Below are 25,045 nucleotides of genomic sequence, written 5' to 3'. Positions count from 1 at the left end.
AGGTGAAAAGGTGCGCGTAGAAGAGGCAAAGTACCTCGCAAAAAAGATCATGATGGCCGGTGAGATACCGCTTCTGGTAGGGCATTTCGGTGTGGGAAAAACGGATATCGCCAGGGACATAGCCAGAGAAACCGAAAGAAAACTGATCATCCTGGTTCTTTCTCAGATGGAACCGGGTGATTTGATAGGACTTCCCGCCCGCACAGAAGAGAAAACCGTCTTTTTAAAACCGGACTGGTGGCCCGAAAGCGGCGATACGATTCTTTTTCTCGATGAGATAAACAGAGCCCATCGTTCCGTCAGAAACGCGATCATGCAGCTCCTTGTGGATAGAAGAATTCACAACCATATCTTGCCGGAAGGAACGTGGATCATGGCAGCCATGAACCCCCCGGAGGAAGAGTACGATCAGGCCGATCTCATTACAGATCCTGCGTTCATATCTCGATTCTTCATTCTGGAAGTGAACCCAGACGTTTCCGAGTGGCTGGAGTGGGCTGAGAAGAACAATGTATCGAAAGAAGTGAGAGACTTCATAAGGGACTACCCTGAGTTCCTTTTCTCCGAAAGAAGTCTCTCTCTGAGAACATCCCTGAAACCTTCCCCGAGAAGCTGGTACAAGCTCTCAAATGTGCTGAAAACTCTGACGGATGATGAAAAAGAAAAGTACGGCTACGTCATCGCGGCAGGAATCGTGGGGCCAGAGGCTGCAAAGGCCTTTTATGATTCGTTCTTTCAGAGAGTAAAGATCCCTTCTGTGGAAAGTGTGCTCTTTGATGGAAAGATAGAAAATTTGGAAGACATACACGCTGCGAACACTCTTGTTCTCAGGATAGTAGATTTTCTGAGTAAAGTGGACGTGAGAACACTTGAAAGACACCTGGACGACGTATCGAAGAACCTGGTCCGACTTTCCGAAATCATGCCTAAGGAATCTTTCTACGGTGTTTTAAGGTTTCTGGTCGATGAAGCTCAAAAGGAAGGAGAAAAGTCCTGGATCTTCGATAAAATACTCGAGAAGATGCTGGAAAGAGAAGACATGAGGAAAATGGTGAACGAGCTATGAAAGGTGAGGAAACTCTCAAAAAGGCTTTGCTGAACATAGGAAAGGAATCACCGTTCTATTATTACGTTCTTCTCGGTGTCAAGCTGGTACCATCGAAGAATACGAGGAATCTGAAACTCTCTTTCTCCACAACCGGAGATGTGATGTTGTTGTACAATCCAGAAGCGATAGGAAAAAAGCCTCTGAGAATGGTTCAGGCTCTTCTGATACACGAGGTCATGCACATCGTTCTCCAGCACTTTCGAATAAAGCCTAAGGATGAAAGAGACAGAAAAATATGGGATCTTGCCATGGATGCCGCTATAAACCAGTACATCCCGGAACTTGCAGCCTTTGGGGTACCGCTCGACGTACTCGTGAAGGAAGGTCACACAACGGACAACGACACGCTCTTCGTACTGCCACCTGAGTGGATGATGTTCGAAAACGCTGAAATGTATCATAAATGGATTTTAGAGGAGATGGAAAGACTCGGAAGGTACGATGTGGAAGTGGTGGCAGAGTTTCGGGATAACGTCGACGACCACTCGGGACTGTTCGAGGAAGACGTCCCAGTTGAGATGATCCTCGACCTCACAAAAGACAGGACCAAGAAAGCTTTCAACCTCTTTGGAAATACTCTTCCCTCTGGAGTAAGAAGGGAAGTTTCGCTCTCGCTCGAAAATCCCGAACTGGACTGGAAAACACTCCTCAGGAGGTTTTTCGGTGTTTCGATAAAAGCGGATCGCTACACAACTCCGTTGAGGCCAAACAGAAGGTACGATCACCTCCCTGGCTGGAGGAACGAGTACCTTCCCAGAATAGCCGCTGTGGTGGACACCAGCGGAAGTATTGTGGAGAAGGAGCTGAACCAGTTTATTTCCGAACTCGAGAAGATCTCGAACATAGCAGGGGAAGAACTCTGGCTCGTTCAGGTTGACAAGAGTGTTACATCGGCTATGAAGTACAGATCTGGAAAGTGGAAGGATCTGGAGATTGTGGGAGGAGGAAGCACAGATCTTCAGCCAGCGATCGATTACTCAGAAAGGGTCCTCAGGTCAGAGGGAACAGTTGTCTTCACGGATGGTCACACCGACGTTCCGATCGCAAGGAGAAGAATCCTTTTCGTGCTCTCAAGGTATCACAACGAAGAATTTCTCAAGGAAGCGAGAAAGATGTATGGAAGAGATGCGGTGGTGGTCCTTTCATGAAGAGGGAATTGGAACTTCTTCTGAAGGAAACATCGGTACACAATCCTCTTAAAGACTACGAGAGTAAGCTTGATAACGTGCATCTTCACACGTTTGTACTCAGAATAAAGAGACATCGTTTCCCATCCCTGTTTCTCATGATTGACACATCCGACAGAAGACTGCTGAATCTCTCCGTTGAAGATCCCTTCGATAGGGAACCGTGTATATACAGGGTAGAAGCAGATGTTCCGGAATCCATGGTCTCCTTCTACACGAAGCTGTTCGAAAAGGTGGATTCGGTCTCCGCGGGAATATTCAGGATGCCGTTGAAGGTGAAGGTTTTAAGGTCCGCCGGAAATGAAAGCTGGCTTCAAAAAATATTCCTTCAAGAAAAAGTGAAAAACATGGAGTTCTTTCTCTTCCAAAACAGGGTATCTGATGAGAATCTGGAAAAGATGATGAAACTTTTAAAATCGCGACTGAAGATCGTTCTGAGAAACGAGGGAATCGATGTGTTCCTTGAAACTCCAGAGTGGGTAGATAAAGAACACATCTCGCTGCTCCACGAAATGGGTGTTGTTTTGAGAAAGAAAAAGGGCATTCAACCTGCGCAGAATCCTATGGAACAGGCCTTTCTCACACTCAGAGTAGGATACGATCAGTTCTTCGAAGAAGACTTTGACATGGAATATTTTGCGAAAGATTTTATGGAAAAATTGAAAAGAATGTATGAGGTACTCGTTTCAATGTTATAATAAATACCGTGCAAAAACCTTTCAAGGAGGGACGAAACATGAAGGTAAGAGTTGACGCAGATGCCTGCATTGGATGTGGAGTTTGTGAGAATCTCTGTCCTGACGTTTTCCAGCTCGGTGACGATGGAAAGGCAAAGGTCCTCCAGCCCGAAACGGATCTTCCCTGTGCGAAGGACGCCGCTGACAGCTGTCCAACCGGAGCTATCAGCGTAGAAGAGTGAGGTAAGGGGTGGGGTTTTCCACCCCTTTAGAAATTTTTCAGATCTGTTTCTTTTTCTCCGTTGATTTTTTGAGTGTATCTGTTGGATAATTAATCCAGTCACTCCTCGTTTGGGGGTCCTCCATTATGAAAGAGAGAATACTCCAGGAGATAAAGACCAGAGTAAATAGAAAAAGCTGGGAGCTCTGGTTCAGTTCTTTTGATGTGAAGTCGATAGAGGGTAACAAAGTCGTCTTCTCGGTCGGTAATCTTTTCATAAAAGAATGGCTGGAGAAGAAGTATTATTCTGTACTATCAAAAGCTGTGAAGGTTGTGCTCGGGAACGATGCCACTTTTGAAATCACCTACGAAGCCTTCGAACCTCACTCCTCCTACAGTGAACCGCTCGTGAAGAAAAGAGCGGTGCTTCTCACACCGCTGAATCCCGATTACACCTTCGAAAACTTCGTCGTTGGTCCGGGAAATTCGTTCGCTTATCATGCCGCTCTCGAGGTGGCAAAACACCCGGGCAGGTACAATCCGCTCTTCATATACGGCGGTGTGGGACTTGGAAAGACGCATCTTCTTCAATCGATAGGAAACTACGTCGTTCAGAACGAACCGGACCTGAGGGTGATGTACATCACCAGCGAGAAATTCCTGAACGATCTTGTTGACAGCATGAAAGAAGGAAAATTGAACGAGTTCAGGGAGAAATACAGAAAAAAGGTTGATATTCTTCTCATAGACGATGTTCAGTTTCTCATAGGAAAGACAGGTGTTCAGACGGAACTGTTTCACACATTCAACGAACTGCATGACTCTGGAAAACAGATCGTTATCTGTTCGGACAGAGAACCGCAAAAATTGAGTGAATTCCAGGATAGGCTGGTTTCCAGATTTCAAATGGGACTCGTGGCAAAGTTAGAACCCCCCGATGAAGAAACGAGGAAAAGCATAGCAAGAAAGATGCTTGAAATTGAACACGGTGAACTTCCTGAGGAAGTTCTGAATTTTGTCGCAGAGAATGTGGACGACAACCTGCGAAGACTCAGAGGAGCCATCATAAAACTTCTGGTTTACAAAGAGACAACGGGAAAAGAGGTCGATCTGAAGGAAGCCATCCTGCTTCTGAAGGATTTCATAAAGCCAAACAGGGTAAAGGCCATGGATCCAATAGATGAACTCATAGAGATCGTCGCGAAGGTAACAGGTGTTCCACGTGAAGAGATCCTTTCCAACAGTAGAAACGTTAAAGCCCTCACTGCCAGACGAATCGGCATGTACGTGGCCAAGAACTATCTGAAGAGTTCTCTGAGAACGATAGCGGAGAAATTCAACAGGTCGCACCCCGTCGTTGTGGACAGTGTCAAAAAAGTCAAAGATTCCCTCCTCAAAGGGAACAAACAACTGAAGGCCTTGATCGATGAAGTGATAGGAGAAATCTCAAGGAGAGCCCTGAGCGGTTAACTCCTCGGGAATTCTCCTGAGGGACCATTTCAGAGCGGGTGTTCTGTAGGGATCAGAACCCTCGTCCAGCTTCAAAACCCACTTGCCGTCTCTTCCGGAAAGGTTGAGATAGTATACTTGCTGGAAACCGCCTTCGTCCGTGGAGATCACCTTCAGAAGATAATCACCATCCCTGTACACCTTCTTCACGACGAAAATCTTGTTTTTATCTTTGAACACCTTTCCTTCCAGCTCTTTAAGTTTTTCCCAGGTGACATTGCCTTCGAACACACTGTGAGCCATGGTGTTTTCACCCTCCATCAATCTTTTTACAGTTCCATTTTTTACTTTTCTTGCAACGATCAAAAAGGTCTTTTTTCCTTGAGATTTCCACTTTCTTTCGTAGCGAGTTTCTACATCTCTTTTGAAGTTCTCTTCGAACACATCTACGACAAAATACTCTGAGCTTTCGAAAGTATCCAAAACTTCCCGTGCGTACCACTCTTCATCGGTTGCAAACTCCACCGTACCATCCATCTCCAGGACGGCGGAGAGCGTTTGGAGAAAGTCGTAGCTGGTGATTCTTCTGCTTTCGTGTCTCTTTTTCGGCCATGGACATGGAAAGTTGATGTAAACCTTTTCTACGCTGTTGTCGGGGAACAACTCCCTCAGACCGAATCTGGCATCTACCTTCACGAGTCGAACATTTTTCAAGTTGTACCTTTTGAACTTTTTCTGTGCTTTCACGAAGGACGTGATGGACACCTCAAAACCAACGAAGTCTTTCTCCGGATGTCTTCTTGCAAGTTCTGCCAGAAATTCCCCGTTTCCAAAACCAATCTCAACCACTATCTTTGCCTTTCTGCCGAATATCTCAGACCAGTCGAGAGGAAATCTGGGAAAGTTTTGAGGCTTCAGTTCGTATTCTGTTACAACCACCTCAGCCACCTCTCCACTTCTATGAGATTCAGTTTTTTCTTCTTCGCGTATTCCACAACTTTTAGATATTCGTCTCTGGTGATGAATCTATCGAGTCCATATTCTTTCGCTCTGTACGCTGGGTAGAACTGCGCCATGATGTTCACAAGTGGTTTCGGCTCCAGCGTTGAAAGCAGATCGATCACACCGAAACTGTCTTCAAGGAAACCGGGAAGAACGAGGTGTCTCACAAGAACTCCTTTTTTCATAACACCATTTCTTATCACCGGTTCTCCCATCTGATCGATCATAACCTTCAGAGCTTCCAGGGCGAATCTTGGATAATCTTTCACACCAGAGAGCTTTTCTCCAAGTTCGGGATCGCTGTACTTGAAGTCTGGCATATAGATATCGACAAACCCTTCAAGAGAAATTATGGTATCGACAGATTCGTATCCTCCACAGTTGTAAACAACAGGAATTTCTTTCTCCATTCTCTCGAAGGCATCGACAATGAAAGGTATCTGGTGAGTGGGAGTCACCAGGTTGAGATTTTCCACACCCATGTCCTGAAGTTCCGTGAATATCCTCAGAAGATCTTCAACAGTGATTTCTTTTCCTATACCAAGCTGACTGATTTCATAGTTCTGACAGTAGACACATTTGAGATTGCAATAGGTGAAAAAGACGGTTCCGCTTCCACCGCGGCCAACGAGTATTCTTTCCTCTCCAAAGTGAGGCCCCCAGGAAGAAACAACGGGAGAGTTTGCTACCCCGCAAGCACCTTTCTCTCCCATGAGTCTGTTCACTCCACAATTTCTGGGGCAGAGATCACACTTTTCAAGCTTTCTGTAGAAAAGTTCACTCTTCACAGCCTCTTCAAAAAGTACTCGGCGTCGTCCGCATACTCACTATCTGGGAAGAGCTTTATGAACTCCTCGAAAAGCGAACGAGCAGTCGATGTATCGCCTTTGTAGTAGTAACACAAAGCCCTGTAATAGTAAACGTCATCTTTGAAATAGACGTTGTCTTCTCCAATTTCCTTTATAGCGATTTCAAACCTGTTTATGGCTTCATCGTAGTCCCTTCTCAGGTAGAACATGTAACCCAGAAACCACAGGCTCTTTGCCCTCTCTATTCGATCTTCCCGTGCGGGAACGTAAACAACAGATACTGAAGGTTCTTTGTTCGATGTTCTTGCTATAGCGGATTCGATCTTGGAGAGTCTGGATTCCAGGTTCGTTAGAGCCTCTTTAAGAGATTCAATATTCTCAGAAATGGGGCTCATATTCTCCTGCAAGGCACTGAAATTCTTCTCAAGGGAATCGTTTATCTTTCCCAGATTTTCTGTGAGGATAACGATGTTCGCCAAAACATCTTCAACACGCTGTTCGACTGGTTTAATATTTATCGTGTTTTCAGAAGATGGCACGTTTACCTCGATGCGGGAGGGAAGGGTGTAAAAAGCGAGTATTGTTGTGACAAGAAGTGCAACCAAAAGAGAAAGTGTGAACACTTCGAAAACACCTATCCTACGAGAGGAAGCTCTGGTTTCGATCAGAGCAGGGTGGGTTCTGTCAAGGCTTAAAAGAAGCTTTCGATACTTTTCAATCGCTCTCTTCTCGTTTCTCTGAAGGGCGAGTTTATATCTCAGAGCTACTACTTCCACGAGTTCGGGGTAATCCTTGACAATCGATTCGAGTATGGAGGCAGCTCCCTGAAAATTCTTTCGTTCTATCTCTTTGAGGGCTTCTTCCGTTTCTTTCGAGTAGTCTATATTCAGCTGGTTTGCCGCGTATTCGTAGTATTCTCTGTATTTCTCCTTGAGTTCATCCGGCAAGTTTTCATAGAGCCTTTTCACAGCCTTCCAGTTCCTGGCGGCGTATTCCACTTCCAGTTCAAGATGAGGAAACTCTTCTGGAAAGAGAGAGAGCAGATTTCTCGCCTCGGTGATTCTTTTCTCGCTGATGAGATCCCTCACGATTTTTTCCAGAATATTCATTCTTTCAACCTCCTTATAGCCTCAGGTATGAGGCGCAGTAACTCGGAAGCGGTGAGCCCTCTCTCATCCTGTTCGAAAAGCTCCGCGGCAAAACCGTGTAGATACACAGAAACCGTGGAAGCTTCGAGAGGGGAAAGTCCCTGTGCTATAAAGCCGGCTATCATTCCTGTCAGAACGTCTCCACTTCCTCCCTTTGAAAGTCCTGTGTTTCCCGTTATATTGAACAGGGTTTTCTCGCCATCTGTTACAATGGTGGTGGCAGATTTCAAAACCAGCACGCAGTCGTTTTCTTTTGCAAACTCCTCTGCCAGTTCGTAGTTGTACTTGACGTCCCCAACAGTTTTTTTCACGAGTCTTGCCATCTCCCCAGGATGTGGGGTTAGTACCGCAGGGGATTTTCTCTCCTTCAGAACTGAGGTATCCAGAACGTTAATGGCATCGGCGTCTATGACAGCCGGTTTTTCGAGTGTTTTCAAAAACTCGTTGACAAACTCCCTCACGTGTTCATTGTTTCCAAGACCCGGCCCGATGGCTACCACATCCACGTCTTTTGATAGCTCCAGACATTCCTGAAGATTCTGCAGGCTGAAGAAGCCTTTTTCTGTATCTATGGGAACGGAAATGAGTTCCGGAAATCTCGAAGTAGCGATCAGATTCTGTGGAAAAGGAACTGCGAGCTTCACAAGACCCGTTCCCACTTTCAAGGATCCCATTCCAGAGAGAACGGGAGCTCCGGAGTACAGTCTGGACCCCGCTATTATCAGCACTTTTCCGTAGGTTCCCTTGTGGGAATCTCTGGGTCTTTCCGGCAGAAGGGAACGAACCATTTCCCGTGTTATCACGTATCGATTGATCGAATTGATCAGATGAACAGGATGGCCTATGTTGGCCACTTTGAGCTTTCCTGTGAGATCTCTTCCTGGAAAGAGGATGTGACCTATCTTGGGAACTCCAAAGGTAACCGTGAGATCCGCTTTCACCGCTGTTCTAAGAACCTTCCCCGTGTTCGAATCTATTCCCGATGGAACGTCAACGGAAACAACTACTTTCCCCGATTTATTCACAAGATTTATTATCTCAGCGTACTCTCCCGTGATTTCTCCTCTCAGGCCCGTTCCAAAAATGGCGTCAACCACCACATCGAATTCGTTCAGAATAGAGGGTTCGAATTGTTCCACCACTTTTCCTCCGAATTTTTTGTAAAGACCGTAGTTATACTCACAATCGGGAGTTTTTTTCTTTCCAAGAAAGACAACCAAGACATCTTTTACCACACCGAGGAGATTTCTGGCCACGACAAAGCCGTCTCCTCCGTTGTTTCCTCCCCCGCAGAGAACCAAGAATCTGTAATCAGAAAGATTTCCAAGTTCCTCCTCCATTGCGAGAACAACGGAAATTCCGGCTCGCTCCATGAGGATTCTCGAGTCCACACCGTATTCTTTTATTGTTAATTCATCGATCTCTTTCATCTCCTGGGCGGTTGCCACTCTCACCTTCTCACCTCTCACTGTAGAGGAAACGGTATATGAGATAGGTCCTCTTCACTTTTTTCAAGTATCTTTTCGCACTGTCCAGATTTCTTCCTTCGCTCAAAGCAGCCGGTCCTACGTTGTAAGCCATGATGGCTTTGTCGAGATCACCGTACAGATCTTTCAAAAATTTCAGATAAACGATCCCGTAGATTATGTTTCCTTCTGGATTCTTGAAATCCTCTTCCAGAGAAAACTTCTTTTTCAACCAGACAGCCGTTGAAGGCATGATCTGCATGAGACCAAAGGCTCCCAGCGAAGAAACCGCGTTTCTGTCAAAACTGCTCTCCACCCATATGATACTTTGAATGAGAAGAGGATCGAGATCATCGGAATTTTTGGATATGAAATCGTAATAATCATCTGGGAACAATCTGTAGAGATTCGCTATAAACACAAGAACAAGCAGAAAACACAGAAAAAAACTCCTCACACCCCGAGTGCCTCCCTGTATATGTTTCTGATCTTTTCGGGAGTGAAGGTACCCGGCGTGTTTTTGAGATGTTTCGCTCTGGAACCCTTTTCGACCCACTTCTCCAGTTCTTCAGAGGAAACTGCCACTTTTTCGTAAAGTCCGAGTTCTTTCAGAAATTTCAAAAGACTGCCGCCGAATATGTGATTCACAGTATCCACCTTTTCTGGAATTTCTTCTTTCATTACCTCCATTACAAATGGTAGTACCATACCTGTCGCTTTCCCGTGTTTTATTCCCTTCTCCGTTGTTAGAGGATAACCCAGAGCGTGCGCCAGTGTGGTCCCAGTTTGCGCAATCACCATCCCGGCAAGGCAGGAGGCCACGAACATCTTCTTTCTGGCTTCTCTGTTTCCTTCAATGGCCTTCGGTAAATTCCTGTGAATTATCTTCATGGCTTCGATCGCGAGGGCATCGGAAGGCGGCGTACTCTTTCTAGAAAGGTATCCTTCGACCGCATGAGAAAGCGCATCGACTCCAGTCGATAAGGTCAGTTCATCTGACATGGAGTAGGTGTATCTGGGATCGAGAAACGCGTACACCGGAAACATGAGTGTACAACCTCTTTTGTTTCCCTCTGGATCGGTGAGTATGGAATACGGAGTGACTTCACTACCCGTTCCAGCGGTGGTTGGTATCTCCACGACTGGAAGCCAGTGCTTCACTTTTTCTCTATCGTAAAGATCTTCGACGGAAAGATCTTTCTCTTTCAAAAGTACGGCCACCGCCTTGGCGAAATCCATAGGGCTTCCTCCACCGAGTCCCACGACGAAATCGAAAGAATCGTTTCTGTATCTCTCAACAGCCTTCATAACGTTGTCGAAAGACGGATTCTCCTCGACTTCATCGAAGATCTCGTAGGATATTTCTGTTTCGTCGAGAAGCTTTTTCAGATCATCGAGAGATCCGTTCTTTTTCGAAGAAGATTTGCCGGTTACTACCAAAGCTCTTTTTCCAAGAAGATCTATTATGTTTCCTCTCTTCTCGAGGATTTTTTCTCCAAAAAAGACATCCGTGGGCATGTAGAATTCCCACACGAATTCCACCTCAATTCTCGTAAACAATCTCGTAAGTCACCTTCGAAGAGCACTTCAAAATGGCAGAGACACTGCAATATTTTTCCTGAGAAAGCTGAACGGCTTTTTCAACCTTGTCCTTCGGAGGCTCCCCATCGAACTTGAAGATGTACTTCAGATGAACTTTAGTGAATATGCGGGGATGTTCTTCCGTGCGTTCGTACTCGATCTCTATCCTGAAGTCTTTCATCTGATCAATCACTTTCATTTTTCTCAAAATTGAGACCACATCCATTCCTGTACATCCCATGAGCCCAGTGAGGACGAGCTCAAGAGGTCGGGGAGCAGCGTCTTTTCCCCCGACCTCTTCTTTTGTATCCATGAGAACGTCATGATTTGAGTCAGTTCTTACATGAAACATCATGTTTCCTATCCAGCGTGCCTGCATTTTTTCACCTCACACCTTGAATTTTTGAACGAGCGTTGAGAGCTGTTCAGAAAGCTCAGACAGTCTTTCAGCAGCCTGAGAGACTTTTGCAGCAGAAGTGGTCTGATCTTCTATGAGAGACTCCATTCTGTTTAGACTTTCCACAACTCCTTCGACTATCTTTGTGACGTTGTCCATAGCGCTTGCCATTTCTTCTGCGGCCGCTCCCTGCTCCTGCGCAGTGGCAGCTGTGTTCTCTATCATGCTGTTGATCTCTTCTATCCTTCCAAGGATCTCTCTGAATCTCTTTGTGACTTCTTCTCCCATCACCGCTATCTCGTCCACTCCTTCGAACATCTCTTTCGAGCCGTTTTCTACGTGTTCTATCGTTGTCCTCAAACTGCTCAGCATCTTCGCTATGTCTTCTGTCGCCCTCTGGCTCTCTTCTGCGAGTTTCCTTATCTCGTCTGCCACCACCGCAAAGCCTCTTCCCGCTTCTCCAGCTCGAGCCGCTTCTATCGCTGCGTTCAACGCGAGCAGGTTCGTCTGCTCTGCTATCGAGCTGATCGTGTCCACTATCTCTCCTATCGTCTTGGCCGAGTCAACTAGTTCTCTCAGGTAGTCCCTCTGTCTTTCTGCTGACCCTTTGAGTTTGTTTATGACTCCTCCCACCGCTTCTACTCTCTCTGTCCCTTCTCTTGCCGCTTTCGTCACCGCTTCTGACCTTTCTGTCAGATCCTGGGTGATCTTTGAGATGTTCTGCGCGCTCGCTGCTACTTCTTCTACGCCGCTCGTCACTTCTGTCAGCGCACTGCTCATGTTGTTCGCCTCGTCCAGTATCTTTTTGGCTTCTTCGTGCAGGTTCTCTGACATCTTGTGGCTCTCTTCTGAGAGAACTTTTATCTCTTCTGATGCTCCGCTAAGCTCTTTCGCAGCTTCTATGATGCTCACTATCATCTCTTTGAGTGATAGTACCGCTTCTTTCAGGCTCTCTTCTATCTGGGTCAGTTCATCTTCCCCTTTCGCTTCGAACTCTACTGTCAGGTCCCCTTCTCCGAATCTCTTCACTTTCTCTACCTGCTGCCTCATTCTCTTCACTACCGGCATCATCGAGACAAACAGCACCGCAAAGATCACTCCGCCGAACACTACATACGTCACTATCGTCCCAAGGGTCGCTTTTCTTCCTTCTGCAAGAAGTTCATCCAGGTACCCTGTTGAGAAGATGTAGAAGTCGTACCCGGGCACTTTTTCCCACACGGTGTATTTCTTCTCTCCGTTGTATTCGTACTCTACGTATTTCTCTCCACCTTTCTTTGCTTCCTCGAATGCTTTCTCAAAGCCGCCTAACTCCTTCACGTCTTTCATGAAGTTTCCCATGTCTTTGTGGATCAGTACCTTTCCGTCGCTTGTGACAAGAAGCCCATAGCCGCTCTCTCCCAGTTTTCCTCCTTCTGCCACCGTACGCCAGAAATTCTTGTTTTGAGAAAGATCTATCACATAACCTACTGCGCCGAGCGTACCCGCACCGAACGCACCTAGCGGAGCTAAAACAACGAGGGCGGGTTTACCTTCAAAGACATCCGAGGTAACTAAATATGGATTTTGCGAATTCTTAACAAGATCCATATATTTTTGATAGATGGTCGAAGAAGAATCAATCTGCTCCAATCCATCAGCTTTAGCAATGTAGCCAGAACCCGTCATTTCTTCTATCGTAATTCCAGCAATGAGTGTATTGGAAGCTTCTTTCACCAGTTTGACCATGTTGGATGCCATGGAATAGGTATCGAGGAGCTGTGCTTCCATGGACTGGGTCAGAGCAACTGCTCTTTCTACATACTTGTTCAATTTTTCAGCGAAATAATTCGAAAGAACCTGAATTTGAACTGTTGCGTTCTTTTTGACAGTTTCAACAACCGCGCCGGAAACGCTCTGATAAATGAGATAAAAACTAACAAGGAGTCCTGCCAGAACAACCAGTATAACAAGGAAAACCTTCGCACGAAGTGTCATGGCTTCACCCTCCCGGTTTCGGTGTTATCAACCTTTATTTTATCAGAGATGTCAACAAAAAAGAAAGGGTACCGGAAACAGCGGGGGTTAAAAACCATCCACTCAAAATCTTTATTAAAACTTTCTTATTTCCCAGATTCATACCCTTTGAGTAACCAGCTCCCAGAACGGCTCCCACAATGGCCTGAGATGAAGAGACGTGAATTCCTATCAAGCTGAAAATCCACACAACCATTGCCTGTGATAAAACTGCTATAAGAGAAGTAAAATGATCTAATTCTATTAGATTTTTCCCCACCGTCAACATCACGTTTTTACTGTAGGTGAGAATTCCAATGGCTATACTGATTCCTCCCAGAAAGGCTGCTTGCTCGATCGTCAGGATCTTTCCGGCGAACACTCCCGTTACGTTCGCAACGTTGTTCGCTCCCAAAGAAAACGCACCGTAAGCACCTATGATCCACGCGGAAATTTTTATCACTCTGTCTTGAATTTGAATACTGGGAATTTTCCTGAAGAGGAACGAAAGAACTGGATAGAAGATGAGGCTCAAGAAAAACGCTCCAACTGGTGTTAAAAACCACACAGTAAGTATTTTCGTGAGTGCAGAAAAATCAATTCCACCAATGCCCATTACCGTGACATTGGCTCCTATTATACCTCCGACCACAGCTTGAGATGTGGAAACGGGTATTCCAAGTTTTGTCATGATCGTGACTGTGAGGGCACCCGAAAGAACAGCGATACTGGAGAGAAGTAAATCGGAAGTGCTCAGAGAACTGATATTCTGAAGTCCCCTCGCTCCTCCAAGAACAGAACCCAGAATCACGAAAATGCTCGCCACTATGGTGGCTTTTCTGTAAGGAATGAGCCCAGATCCCACGAAAGGACCGAAAACGTTCGCCGCATCGTTGGCGCCCAGCGACCAGCCCAGAAAGAGAGAAGGCAAAAGGAGTACAAACACTACGACCCCTCCTGTGGTGTGTTTTCTATTGTATCACTTTGAACCCTTTTCATGATACATCTGTCTCAAACAATGAAGACTAGGAAAACCCAACAGAACTTCATATAATCTTAAAAATAAGGTACCCATTTAGGAAAGAAATTAGAATCTTCTCTTAACCTGTTACATTTAAAATGTACCATGGAGCATGAAAGTTGACCCCCCTATCCCCCTTGAGATACACCCCCCACGGCCTTGGCGGGCTCGAAAGAGCCCGCATTTTTTTGTATAAAAACCCCGCCAAATGTGGCCCGATGTGATAGAATTTACACAGCAAATATCATATTAAGGAGGGATACTCATGGTAGATATTGGCACCTTGATCTTTCAAATTTTCTGGATGATCTTCATTTTTTCACTCATTACGCCTTTTCTCAAGAATTCTGCCCTCAAATCAGCCAGAGAAGCTTTGATAAGAGAAATTGAAAAAAAGAGAAACAGCCGTGTGATCACACTGATTCACAGGACGGAATCCATCAGTTTCCTCGGCTTTCCAGTGCGCAGATACATAGACATCGAAGATTCCGAGGAAATTCTGAGAGCGATTAAGCTAACCCCTTCCGATATGCCCATAGATCTCATACTACACACACCAGGCGGACTCGTTTTAGCGGCGGAGCAGATTGCCAGAGCTCTGAAAATGCACAAGGGAAAGGTAACGGTTTTTGTTCCGCACTATGCCATGTCCGGTGGAACATTGATAGCCCTCGCCGCCGACGAGATCATCATGGATGAGAATGCTGTTCTGGGGCCCCTCGATCCCCAGATAGGAAACATGCCCGCTCCCTCCATTCTCGCCGCCGTGAAAAAGAAAGATGTGAACGAAGTGGACGACCAGACACTTATACTGGCAGACATAGCGGAAAAAGCGATCAGACAGGTGAAAGAATTTGTGGTGGAAATTCTTTCAGACAAAGTGTCAAAGGAAAAAGCTGAAAAAATTGCCGATAAACTCTGCAGTGGATACTGGACACACGATTATCCGCTGAACTACGAAAAATTGAGAGAGATGGGCATACAGGTGAAAACGGACATGCCTCAGGAAATATACGATCTCATGGATCTTTACAAACAGGCTGAACCCAAGAGGCCGTCGGTGAACTACATTCCTGCTCCCTACTACAACAGAAAGGAGACGGGTAATGGGAATAGATGAGCTTTACAAAAAAGAGTTTGGAATCGTAGCAGGTGTGGATGAAGCGGGAAGAGGGTGCCTCGCAGGTCCCGTTGTGGCGGCCGCTGTCGTTCTGGAAAAAGAAATAGAAGGAATAAACGATTCAAAACAGCTTTCCCCTGCGAAGAGGGAAAGACTTTTAGATGAAATAATGGAGAAGGCAGCAGTTGGGATAGGAATTGCGTCTCCAGAGGAAATAGATCTCTACAACATATTCAATGCCACAAAACTTGCTATGAATCGAGCACTGGAGAACCTGTCTGTGAAACCATCATTTGTACTCGTTGACGGGAAAGGAATCGAGTTGAGCGTTCCCGGTACATGCTTAGTGAAGGGAGACCAGAAAAGCAAATTGATAGGAGCAGCTTCCATTGTTGCGAAGGTCTTCAGAGATAGATTGATGAGCGAGTTTCACAGGATGTATCCACAGTTTTCCTTCCACAAACACAAAGGTTACGCCACAAAAGAACATCTGAACGAAATCAGAAAGAACGGAGTTTTACCAATCCACCGGCTGAGTTTTGAACCTGTTTTAGAACTTCTGACCGATGATTTGTTGAGGGAGTTCTTCGAAAAAGGCCTCATCTCCGAAAATCGATTCGAACGAATATTGAATCTTCTGGGGGCGAGAAAAAGTGTGGTTTTCCGGAAAGAAAGAACAAACCATAATCTCCCTCTTTTTTAAACACATCGACAAAGTTGAGGAAACTCTGAAATGTGTCTTCGATCTAATAAAAAAGTATCTCGAAGATACTGACGATATCGAGTCTCTTTATCTCCGAACACAAAGGCTTGAAAGCGAAGCCGATCGATTACGCCGAAAAACAGAGATGGAAATGTACAGTGGAGCGTTCCTGCCGAATTTTAGAGGAGATCTTCTTGGGTTGATTGAATCCGTAGACAAAGTGGCGAACAAAGCCGAGTACGTGGCGGACTTGATTGTTCTTCAAAAACCAGAAGTTCCTCACGAACTGAAAGATCTCATTCTGTCGCAGATGGAATACTCTCTGAAGGCCTACGAATCCCTGAAAAGTGCTCTCAAATTTTTGTTCGAGGATCTCGAAAGAGTCGAAGAGTTTGTTCTTGCCGTGGAGAAATACGAACACGACGAAGATGCTGTGGAGCGAACGGCTCTCAGGAAACTTTTCGAGATGGACATCGAAAGGAGTGTAAAACTCGAGGTGAAAGAGTTGATAAGGAGCATAGGGGACATAGCCGATAGAACGGAGGACGTATCTGATAGAGCAGAAATCATTCTTCTGAAAAGGAGGTTCTGAAGTGAAAGAGGCAGGAATCCTCTTCGAAGAACTCGTATCTATAATGGAAAAACTTCGGTCTCCTGAAGGATGTGAATGGGACAGAAAGCAAACTCACGAGAGCTTGAAACCATATCTTATCGAAGAATGTTACGAGTTGATCGAAGCGATAGACGAAAAAAACGACGATATGATGAAAGAAGAACTCGGTGACGTGCTGCTCCAGGTGGTTTTCCACGCACAGATAGCCCGCGAAAGAGGCGCTTTCACCATTGAGGATGTGATACGAACTCTCAACGAAAAATTGATCAGACGACATCCACACGTTTTCGGAGACAGTCCGGGGTACTCGTACAAACAATGGGAAGATATAAAAGCTCAGGAAAAAGGGAAAAAGAAATCCTCGAGGATCGGTGAGATAAACCCGCTTGTTCCTGCTCTCTCGATGGCAAGAAGAATCCAGGAGAACGCCTCACAGGTGGGGTTTGACTGGAAAGATCCAGAAGGAGTCTATGAGAAGATAGAGGAAGAGTTGAAAGAGCTGAAAGAGGCAAAGGATCCCAGAGAACTGGAAGAAGAATTCGGTGATCTACTGTTTTCGATAGTCAACCTTTCGAGGTTTTTGAACGTTGACCCTGAATCGGCTCTGAGAAAGGCCACAAGAAAATTTGTTGAAAGATTCAAGAAGATGGAGGAATTAATAGAGAAGGACGGTCTGGTTCTTGAAGAGCTTCCTATTGAAAAGTTAGATGAGTACTGGGAAAAGGCGAAGGGAGGAGATGAAACATGAGAAAGTTGATCTTCGTGATTCTGGCAGTACTGGGAATCAGCCTCTTCGGGCAGGCAACAACCACATCCAGCACAGTTGTAGCCATCGTCAACGGGGAACCCATCACCTCCGACTTGCTCGAACTCGAAGCGGATATAGACGGAATTCTGAGAAGCATTGCACAGATTGATATGAGATTTTTCAACGTTCTTACAGGCACCGAAGAAGGCCTGAAATTGCTGTTGAAATACAAGCAAGAAGTTCTAAACTCCCTAATAGACGATCTTCTCATTCAGCAGCTCGCGGAAAAAGAAGGGGTCGGAGTAAGTGACGAGGAGGTAAAGAAAGAAGTCGAGGCAAGGCTTAAAGAAACAGTTGAATCCATGGGAATAACTCTGGAAGACCTTGACAAGTTCCTTCAGAGCGCCGGATACGGTGATCTCGAAACCTTCAAAAAGAGATTGCACTGGCATGTGAAAACACAGCTTTCACTCCAGCGACTCCAGGAGAAAATTACTCAGAACGCAACCGTCACACTCGAAGAAGCTCAGAACTATTACAACCAAAACAAGGAGACCTACAGGATACCTGCCGCTGTTCACCTCTACAGAATTACCACTGAGGACAAGAGTAAAATGGATGAAGTGCTTTCAAAGATCAGAAAAGGAGAAGACTTCCTCGAAGTTGCAACGCAGGTGGCAACCGGTGGTGATCTCGGCTGGATTGAAGAAGGAAAGTTGGAAAAAGACATCGAGAGTGTGATCTTTGACGCTCCAGAAGGAGCCATCCTTGGGCCCTTCGAGTCTGAAGGCAAATTCGTGCTCTACAAAGTCGTAGAGAAGAGATCTTCTTCCTACAAAAAGTTCGAAGAGGTTAAACAGGAGATCATGGACAAACTGCTCGCGGATAAGAGGAATCAGCTGTGGAACGACTGGTTCAACAAGGTGTTCGAGGAATTCAAGAAGAACAGCCACATAGAGATAAAACTTGGAGGGAGTCAGGGATGAAACTCAAGACGAAAACGATGGAGTGGTCGGGAAACTCTCTAAAACTCCTCGATCAGAGAAAGCTTCCATTCATTGAAGAATACGTGGAGTGCAAAACACACGAAGAGGTTGCACACGCCATAAAGGAGATGATCGTCAGAGGAGCTCCTGCCATAGGAGTCGCCGCAGCGTTCGGATACGTTCTGGGACTCAGAGATTACAAAACGGGAAGTTTGACAGACTGGATGAAACAGGTGAAAGAGACTCTGGCCAGAACAAGACCCACGGCTGTAAACCTGTTCTGGGCCCTGAACAGAATGGAAAAGGTGTTTTTCGAGAACGCTGATAGAGAGAATCTCTTCGAAATCTTAGAAAACGAAGCGTTGAAGATGGCGTATGAAGATATAGAAGTCAACAAAGCGATCGGAAAGAACGGCGCTCAGCTCATAAAAGATGGATCGACCATCCTCACTCACTGCAACGCGGGAGCTCTCGCAACTGTAGATTACGGTACTGCCCTCGGAGTGATAAGAGCAGCAGTGGAATCAGGAAAACGAATCAGAGTTTTCGCAGATGAGACAAGACCGTACCTTCAGGGAGCACGACTCACCGCTTGGGAACTCATGAAGGACGGTATAGAAGTCTATGTCATCACCGACAACATGGCCGGATGGCTGATGAAGAGAGGGTTGATCGATGCCGTTGTGGTTGGAGCGGACAGAATCGCTCTGAACGGTGACACAGCGAACAAGATAGGAACTTATTCTCTGGCCGTTCTTGCTAAGAGAAACAACATACCGTTCTATGTTGCAGCTCCTGTCTCGACGATAGACCCAACCATAAGGAGTGGGGAAGAAATACCCATAGAGGAAAGAAGACCGGAGGAGGTAACTCACTGTGGTGGGAACAGAATAGCTCCGGAGGGAGTAAAAGTTCTGAATCCCGCTTTCGATGTCACAGAAAATACCCTCATAACGGCAATAATCACGGAAAAAGGTGTGATCAGACCTCCTTTCGAAGAGAACATAAAGAAGATCCTCGAGGTGTGATTTTGGAGACCATATTCAGTTTTCTCGAAGAAAAATTCCTTGCGTGGATGTGTATTTTCACGAGGTTTACGGGATTTTTTTTGATCGCTCCTTTCTTTTCCGAGAGAGCGTTTCCTGTTGTGGTGAGGGTGCTTCTGGGACTGTTCACGAGCTGGTTGATGCTTTTCACAGTTGATGTATCCATACCCTTGAACACACCTGTTTTGAGTTTCACTTTGAATCTGTTTTTCAACTTTCTCGTTGGGTTCGGAATCGGTTTTATTGTCTATTTGTTCCTTCAGGCGTTCAACGGGGCGGGATACATCTTTGGTTTTCAAATTGGGTTCGGAATGGAAGAAGTGCTGGCTTTCGGTGAAGAAGAAACAAACCCCACAGGAGAACTGGTTTATTTCATAGCCCTTACTGTTTTTGTGCTGATAAAGGGACCTGTTCTCCTGTTCGAAGGCTTGAAAGATTCAATCGATGTCTTCCCCGTGAATCTCACAGGTGTTACGGACGGGTTCTTCTCTTACATCGTGGGAAGATCGAGCGACTTCTTCGTGTTGATCCTGAAGATAGGAGCTCCAGTTATCGCTTTCATGCTCATCATAAGCATCGTTCTCGGTATCGTTTCGAGGCTCATCCCACAGATGAACGTTTTCATGGTTGGATTGCCCCTGAAAGTGATCATTGGGGTTATATTGATTCTGGGGATGTTACCGATATGGGCGGACATGGCTCAGAAAATCTCAGCACTCAGTTGGAACGCTATTCAGGAACTTCTTGGGAAATAGAGCTCCTGCTCTTTGCCGAAGCAGAGAGAACAGAGCGCGCCACTCCCAGAAAAAGAAGGAGAGTAAGAGAAGAAGGTAGAGCTCCCGTATCCAGGGAGCTCAACATGGCTGTTACCTTTCTCGTGTTCGCCTTAGCGCTGAAGATCTTTGGATATCAGGGTGTAGAGAGGATCACAGAAGACGTTCAGGTCTTTCTTTCGTTTGAAGAAACAGAAGATCTACTCATGAATGCCGTAAACATTTTCAAAGATGTGCTTTTGATCGTAGGAGCCTTTGTGGTTTTCTCCATGGTCGCAGGTGTTATGATTGGGGCCCTTCAAACGAGATTTCTGTTTGCTCCGAAAGCGTTGAAACCGGACCTCAACAGAATCAACCCGATAGAAGGTTTTAAGAGATTGTTCTCACTCAGATCACTCGTGGAACTTTTGAAGTCTGTCCTTAAAGTCGCCATTGTGGGGATCGTGGTCTACCAGGTCTTGAAAAACAGATGGGACGAAATGATTCTCTTAACAGAAATGAGTGTGAACGACGCCTTTGCTAATTTCTGGGACATCACATCTGAGATCACGTTGAAAAGCGGAATGATCCTTCTCGCTCTCGCTGTTTTCGACTACTTCTACCAGAGATGGGAATTCGAAAAGAGCATCCGCATGACGAAGCAGGAAGTGAAGGACGAACTGAAGGAAGTGGAAGGAAATCCCGAGATAAAGCGAAGACAGAGACAGATGATGTATGATATCCTACGGAGAAGAATGCTGGAAGAGGTCCCAAAGGCGGATGTCGTGATCACCAACCCCACTCACTTCGCTGTTGCCTTGAAGTACGATCCAGATACGATGAACGCACCGGTTGTGGTAGCAAAAGGTGTGGATCATCTGGCATTTAAAATAATAGAAATCGCAAAAGAGAACGATGTACCCGTTTTGAGAAATCCGTCTCTTGCGAGGGCTCTATACTATAAGACGGAGATAGGTGAAGAAATTCCGGTAGAATTTTACAGGATAGTGGCGGAGGTACTCGTTTACGTTTACGCGAAAAAGGGCGTGAGAATTTGAAGAATGTGGATATAATCGTTTCTTTAATGATAGTTGCTATCGTTCTTTTGATGGTTCTTCCCGTACCCGACAGGATGCTGGATTTCTTCCAGATCCTGAATATAACCCTTTCCATGATCATACTGTTTTCCACCATGTACATAAGAAACGCCCTTGAACTCTCTTCATTTCCAACACTGCTTCTTGTGGTGACCCTGTTCAGACTCGGTCTCAACGTAGCCTCAACAAGGCTCATACTCCTCGAGGGTCCAAAATTCCAGGGACGGGTTATAAGAACCTTCGGAGATTTCGTTGTGAAAGGAGATTACGTCGTTGGTCTCATCGTCTTTTTCATCCTCGTCATCATCCAGTTCATTGTTATCACCAGGGGTGCGGAGAGAATAGCGGAAGTGGCCGCAAGGTTCACTCTCGACGCCATGCCCGGAAAACAGATGAGTGTAGATGCCGATCTGAACAGCGGATTGATAACCGAAGAAGAAGCGAGGAAAAGGAGAGAAGACATCAGAAGAGAAGCGGATTTCTATGGAGCTATGGATGGTGCAAGTAAATTCGTAAGAGGAGATGCCATAGCAAGCATCATCATCGTTTTTATAAACATAATCGGCGGACTTCTGATAGGCATGCTCCGACATGGAATGAGCCTTGCAGAGGCTGCTCAGGAGTACGTGATCCTCACTGTGGGAGATGGCCTTGCGGCACAGATCCCGGCCCTTCTTGTTTCAACCGCCACCGGCATAATTGTCTCCAGAGCCGCTTCCAAGGAAAATCTCGGGAAAGATCTCGTCACGGAACTTTCGAGAGAAACGAAAGTACTTCTCCTCACCGGTGGAGTGCTGATTTTTCTGGGAATCTTCACTCCCATACCGTTCTTCAGCGCTATTCTTGGCGGAGCCCTGATCTTTCTTGCGGTGTACACCTCCAGAGCCGTTCCTCAGGAAGAACTGGCGGGGCCTGCTCCTGCGGAAAGACCTGGTGGGCCTGTTCTTTCTACACCTGAAGAGGTTTCTGAGATCATACAGAGCGATACCGTTGAGGTGGAGATCGGCTACGGACTGATACCGCTTGCCGATCCATCACAGGGAGGAGACCTCCTCGATAGAATCACCTCCATCAGAAAACAGCTCGCGTTCGAGCTGGGGCTTGTCGTCTCTCCCATCAGGGTGAGGGATAGTGTTCTTTTGAAACCAAACGAATATTCCATAAAGATCCGTGGAAGTGAAGTTGCGAGGTACGAGCTCGTACCCAACAGGCTCCTCGCCATAAATCCAGGGACTGCTAAGGAAAAGATTCCCGGTATTCCAACCAGAGAACCAGCGTTCAATCTGGAAGCATACTGGATAGAAGAGTGGAGAAAGGAAGAAGCCCAGCAAAAAGGTTACACGGTCGTGGATCCACCAACTGTGTTTGCCACACACCTCTCTGAAGTACTGAGAAGACACGCCGATGAGCTCCTCGGCTTCAAAGAGCTCGAACTTCTCATAGAAGGTCTGAAGGAGAAGTTCCCGAAGCTGGTGGAAGATCTCATACCGGATGTTTTGAAACCCGCTGAAATCAAGAAAGTGCTTCAGAGACTTCTGAAGGAAGGGGTATCCATTCGAAACCTTCCAACGATTTTTGAAACTCTCCTTGAGAGTGCTGAGAAAAGTAAGGATATAGATTACCTTGTGGAAAGTGTGAGAAAGGCACTGAAACGTCAAATAGCTTCGATGGTCCGCTCTGAAGACGGGAAGATACACGCAATCGTTCTGGAGAGAGATCTCGAACAGAAACTCCTGGAGTCGCTGAAAGAAATAGGAGAAGAAAGAGAACTGCTTCTCAACCCCGAAGTCTCAAGAGAACTGATGAACAAGATTTCAAACGAACTGGGAAATCTGATGAAAAAAGGCTATCAACCTGTAATTGTGTGTTCATCAAGGATCAGACCTTACTTCTCCAGATACGTAATGCGAACGATCCCGGGTGTTTATGTGATCTCCTACGATGAAATACCCGATGACTACACCCTTCAAATTGAAGGCGTGGTGAAATTATGAAGATAAAAAAGTACGTTGCTGAGAGCATCAGAGAAGCGATGATCATGATAAGAAGAGAACTGGGAGAAAACGCCGTCATTTTGAGTTCTCGAAGAATAAAAAAAGGGGGTTTCTTTGGAATAGGTGGAAAAACGTACTTTGAAGTGACAGCTGCAGTTGAGGAAGAAAGAAAAAAAGAGGAAAACACGAGCTACAGACTCCAAGAAATACTTGTAAAGAATCGTCAGAGTTCGAACGATAATATCAAGGGAGAGTTCGATGAGATAAAACGAACGATAAACGAGATAAAGCAGATGCTCGTGACAGAAAAAAGACAGACTCTACCAGAAGGGCTTTCAAAAATCCTTTACGGTATGGAGAAACAGGAAATTCTCCCGGAAATTAGATACAAACTAATAGATTTTCTGAAGATGAAATTTGGAGATCTGGACCCGAATTCGAACGAGACTTTCAAGATTCTGTCGGAGCAATTCGTAAACCTTGTGAAGACAAATGCACCAGACTTCAAAAACGCGAAAGTACTCTTTGTGGGAACAACTGGTGTGGGAAAAACAACTTCACTCGCCAAACTCGCGGCCCGTTTCAAGATAGACGAGAAAAAACGCGTCGCTATACTGACGCTTGACACGTACCGGATAGCAGCGGCAGAGCAGTTGAAGATATATGCGGATATCATGGATATTCCCATGAAGATCGCCTATACTCCAAAAGAAGCGGAATACGAAATGATGGCTCTGAAAGATTACGACATCGTTCTTGTGGACACAGCCGGGAGAAGCCATCAAAACGATCTTCAGATGAGCGAACTCAGAGCACTTTCGGAAGCTGTAAAACCAAACATCACTTTTCTGGTACTTTCCATGAACTACAAACTCGATGACATGAAAAGAATCGTTGAAAGGTTCTCTGCTGTGAAACCAACTCACATCATTCTCACCAAGATGGATGAAACATCGGTATACGGAACGTTCGTGAACATATCGGAAATCACGGGACTTCCAATTGCATTCGTGACAAACGGGCAGAGAGTCCCTGACGATATATTCGAAGCGAATCCCGTGGAACTTGCCAGGATTGTTGCCGGTGAGGTGTTGAATCATGCCAGATCAAGCGGAACATCTGAGAAAGAATGAACCGAATATAATAAGTGTTCTCAGCGGTAAGGGTGGTGTGGGAAAATCTGTTATAGCTGTCAATCTTTCCCTTGCTCTTAAAGAGAAAGGGCTGAGAGTTCTTCTGCTCGATGCCGACGTGGGATTTGGAAGCGTCGAGATCCTTCTTGGATTCATGGCACCCAAGACCCTGAAAGATTTCTTCAAGTCAAATGTGAGGATAGAAGACATCGTTTTTGAAACAAAATACGGTGTGGACGTTCTCAGTTCGGGAATAGATATGGAGGATCTCATTCTTTTCAATCTGGGCGACCGTCGCCGTTTCTTCGACGAGTTTGCCAGACTTCTCAGGAAATACGATTATCTCGTGATAGATTTTCCACCGGGGTACAACGAAAACCTGGATCAGTTTTACATCCAATCAGACTTCCTCATTCTCGTTACCAGTCCAGAACCAACTTCGATCATAAATACCTACACTCTGATAAAACTCCTTTCGGTGAAAGGGATCACACCCGAAGAGATATTTCTGGTGATGAACATGGTAAGAAACATGAAAGAAGGAAGGTTGGCAGCCGACAGATTGAAAAGGGTGGTCGAAAGATTCGTTGGCTTTACGATAAAGAACTACTTTGTGATAAAAGAGGATCAGGTTGTACAGAGGAGTGTATTTTTGCAGGAACCATTCGTACGATCTCACAGTCGATCTCAACCATCCCTTGCCATTTACGGCCTGAGGGAAAAGATTTTGAAAGAACCTGTTCAAAAGAAAGGTTTTTTGAACAAAATAAGACAAATGCTGGGAATAGGGTGA

Annotated in this window: 25 protein-coding genes; 16 read left to right on the top strand and 9 right to left on the bottom strand. The window is 45.7% G+C overall.

Translation table 11 applies throughout. The annotated features are described in order from the left end of the window. The first annotated feature begins 10 nt into the window (after positions 1-10). The 5 genes from TM_RS04755 to dnaA all read left to right on the top strand — a co-directional run bounded on the left by TM_RS04755 (position 11) and on the right by dnaA (position 4,662). Positions 11-1,066 (top strand): AAA family ATPase, encoded by a 1,056-nt coding sequence (locus TM_RS04755; protein WP_004080632.1) that lies wholly within the window; start codon positions 11-13, stop codon positions 1,064-1,066. Further along, positions 1,063-2,256, top strand: coding sequence for a vWA domain-containing protein (locus tag TM_RS04750; RefSeq protein ID WP_004080633.1), 1,194 nt, complete (start codon positions 1,063-1,065; stop codon positions 2,254-2,256). Before TM_RS04755 ends, TM_RS04750 begins: the two co-directional genes overlap by 4 nt. After that, entirely contained in the window at positions 2,253-2,993 is a 741-nt protein-coding gene (locus TM_RS04745; RefSeq protein WP_004080634.1) for a DUF4895 domain-containing protein, read from the top strand. The genes TM_RS04750 and TM_RS04745 overlap by 4 nt, the downstream gene beginning before the upstream one ends. A gap of 38 nt (positions 2,994-3,031) precedes the next feature. Then, positions 3,032-3,214, top strand: coding sequence for a ferredoxin (locus TM_RS04740; protein WP_004080635.1), 183 nt, complete (start codon positions 3,032-3,034; stop codon positions 3,212-3,214). Between the two features lie 125 nt (positions 3,215-3,339). Continuing rightward, entirely contained in the window at positions 3,340-4,662 is a 1,323-nt protein-coding gene (gene dnaA / locus TM_RS04735; RefSeq protein ID WP_004080636.1) for a chromosomal replication initiator protein DnaA, read from the top strand. Here the strand turns inward: dnaA and trmB are convergent. Genes trmB through TM_RS04690 form a run of 9 tightly spaced genes read right to left on the bottom strand, consistent with a single transcriptional unit; the run spans position 4,639 to position 13,985 of the window. Continuing rightward, on the bottom strand, positions 4,639-5,580 hold the full coding sequence (gene trmB, locus TM_RS04730) for a tRNA (guanosine(46)-N7)-methyltransferase TrmB (protein ID WP_004080637.1): 942 nt from the start codon (positions 5,578-5,580) through the stop codon (positions 4,639-4,641). The genes dnaA and trmB overlap by 24 nt on opposite strands. Continuing rightward, positions 5,571-6,431 carry a radical SAM protein gene (locus TM_RS04725; RefSeq protein ID WP_004080638.1) on the bottom strand — a complete coding sequence of 287 codons (861 nt, stop codon included), beginning with the start codon at positions 6,429-6,431 and terminating at the stop codon, positions 5,571-5,573. The genes trmB and TM_RS04725 overlap by 10 nt, the downstream gene beginning before the upstream one ends. Continuing rightward, positions 6,428-7,561, bottom strand: a complete 1,134-nt coding sequence (locus TM_RS04720; protein WP_004080639.1) for a tetratricopeptide repeat protein — start codon at positions 7,559-7,561, stop codon at positions 6,428-6,430. The genes TM_RS04725 and TM_RS04720 overlap by 4 nt, the downstream gene beginning before the upstream one ends. Next, positions 7,558-9,054: an NAD(P)H-hydrate dehydratase gene (locus TM_RS04715; RefSeq protein WP_015646132.1), complete on the bottom strand. Its 1,497-nt coding sequence runs from the start codon at positions 9,052-9,054 to the stop codon at positions 7,558-7,560. Before TM_RS04715 ends, TM_RS04720 begins: the two co-directional genes overlap by 4 nt. A gap of 4 nt (positions 9,055-9,058) precedes the next feature. Beyond that, the gene (locus TM_RS04710; protein ID WP_004080641.1) at positions 9,059-9,523 is read right to left on the bottom strand and encodes a lytic transglycosylase domain-containing protein; all 465 of its coding nucleotides are present in this window, start codon (positions 9,521-9,523) and stop codon (positions 9,059-9,061) included. Further along, positions 9,520-10,599 carry an iron-containing alcohol dehydrogenase family protein gene (locus TM_RS04705; RefSeq protein ID WP_004080642.1) on the bottom strand — a complete coding sequence of 360 codons (1,080 nt, stop codon included), beginning with the start codon at positions 10,597-10,599 and terminating at the stop codon, positions 9,520-9,522. Before TM_RS04705 ends, TM_RS04710 begins: the two co-directional genes overlap by 4 nt. A gap of 10 nt (positions 10,600-10,609) precedes the next feature. Beyond that, positions 10,610-11,026 (bottom strand): OsmC family protein, encoded by a 417-nt coding sequence (locus tag TM_RS04700; protein WP_004080643.1) that lies wholly within the window; start codon positions 11,024-11,026, stop codon positions 10,610-10,612. A gap of 9 nt (positions 11,027-11,035) precedes the next feature. Next, the gene (locus tag TM_RS04695) at positions 11,036-13,021 is read right to left on the bottom strand and encodes a methyl-accepting chemotaxis protein (protein WP_004080644.1); all 1,986 of its coding nucleotides are present in this window, start codon (positions 13,019-13,021) and stop codon (positions 11,036-11,038) included. A gap of 34 nt (positions 13,022-13,055) precedes the next feature. Continuing rightward, positions 13,056-13,985: an inorganic phosphate transporter gene (locus TM_RS04690; RefSeq protein WP_004080645.1), complete on the bottom strand. Its 930-nt coding sequence runs from the start codon at positions 13,983-13,985 to the stop codon at positions 13,056-13,058. A 340-nt stretch (positions 13,986-14,325) separates the two neighbouring features. Here TM_RS04690 and TM_RS04685 point away from each other — a divergent pair, with 340 nt between their 5' ends. From TM_RS04685 to TM_RS04635, 11 genes are read left to right on the top strand one after another with little or no spacing between them, the layout of a single operon-like run. Then, positions 14,326-15,180: an SDH family Clp fold serine proteinase gene (locus tag TM_RS04685; RefSeq protein ID WP_004080646.1), complete on the top strand. Its 855-nt coding sequence runs from the start codon at positions 14,326-14,328 to the stop codon at positions 15,178-15,180. After that, on the top strand, positions 15,167-15,883 hold the full coding sequence (locus TM_RS04680; protein ID WP_004080647.1) for a ribonuclease HII: 717 nt from the start codon (positions 15,167-15,169) through the stop codon (positions 15,881-15,883). Before TM_RS04685 ends, TM_RS04680 begins: the two co-directional genes overlap by 14 nt. Continuing rightward, positions 15,834-16,475, top strand: a complete 642-nt coding sequence (locus TM_RS04675; protein WP_004080648.1) for a TIGR00153 family protein — start codon at positions 15,834-15,836, stop codon at positions 16,473-16,475. The genes TM_RS04680 and TM_RS04675 overlap by 50 nt, the downstream gene beginning before the upstream one ends. A gap of 1 nt (position 16,476) precedes the next feature. After that, positions 16,477-17,244 carry a nucleoside triphosphate pyrophosphohydrolase gene (gene mazG, locus TM_RS04670; protein ID WP_004080649.1) on the top strand — a complete coding sequence of 256 codons (768 nt, stop codon included), beginning with the start codon at positions 16,477-16,479 and terminating at the stop codon, positions 17,242-17,244. Beyond that, positions 17,241-18,230, top strand: coding sequence for a peptidyl-prolyl cis-trans isomerase (locus tag TM_RS04665; RefSeq protein ID WP_004080650.1), 990 nt, complete (start codon positions 17,241-17,243; stop codon positions 18,228-18,230). The genes mazG and TM_RS04665 overlap by 4 nt, the downstream gene beginning before the upstream one ends. After that, positions 18,227-19,258, top strand: a complete 1,032-nt coding sequence (gene mtnA, locus TM_RS04660) for an S-methyl-5-thioribose-1-phosphate isomerase (RefSeq protein WP_004080652.1) — start codon at positions 18,227-18,229, stop codon at positions 19,256-19,258. The genes TM_RS04665 and mtnA overlap by 4 nt, the downstream gene beginning before the upstream one ends. Further along, complete coding sequence (gene fliR, locus TM_RS04655; protein WP_010865219.1) at positions 19,255-20,031, top strand: flagellar biosynthetic protein FliR; 777 nt, start codon at positions 19,255-19,257, stop codon at positions 20,029-20,031. The genes mtnA and fliR overlap by 4 nt, the downstream gene beginning before the upstream one ends. Continuing rightward, the gene (gene flhB, locus TM_RS04650; RefSeq protein WP_008193133.1) at positions 19,962-21,086 is read left to right on the top strand and encodes a flagellar biosynthesis protein FlhB; all 1,125 of its coding nucleotides are present in this window, start codon (positions 19,962-19,964) and stop codon (positions 21,084-21,086) included. Before fliR ends, flhB begins: the two co-directional genes overlap by 70 nt. After that, positions 21,083-23,119 carry a flagellar biosynthesis protein FlhA gene (flhA, locus tag TM_RS04645; protein ID WP_004080658.1) on the top strand — a complete coding sequence of 679 codons (2,037 nt, stop codon included), beginning with the start codon at positions 21,083-21,085 and terminating at the stop codon, positions 23,117-23,119. Before flhB ends, flhA begins: the two co-directional genes overlap by 4 nt. After that, positions 23,116-24,252, top strand: a complete 1,137-nt coding sequence (gene flhF, locus TM_RS04640) for a flagellar biosynthesis protein FlhF (RefSeq protein ID WP_004080660.1) — start codon at positions 23,116-23,118, stop codon at positions 24,250-24,252. Before flhA ends, flhF begins: the two co-directional genes overlap by 4 nt. Next, positions 24,218-25,045 (top strand): MinD/ParA family protein, encoded by an 828-nt coding sequence (locus TM_RS04635; RefSeq protein ID WP_004080662.1) that lies wholly within the window; start codon positions 24,218-24,220, stop codon positions 25,043-25,045. Before flhF ends, TM_RS04635 begins: the two co-directional genes overlap by 35 nt.

The sequence above is a fragment of the Thermotoga maritima MSB8 genome (assembly GCF_000008545.1).
GTDB lineage: Bacteria > Thermotogota > Thermotogae > Thermotogales > Thermotogaceae > Thermotoga > Thermotoga maritima.
Note: the sequence above shows the minus strand (reverse complement) of the source record. Positions and strands in the feature narration are given on the sequence as shown.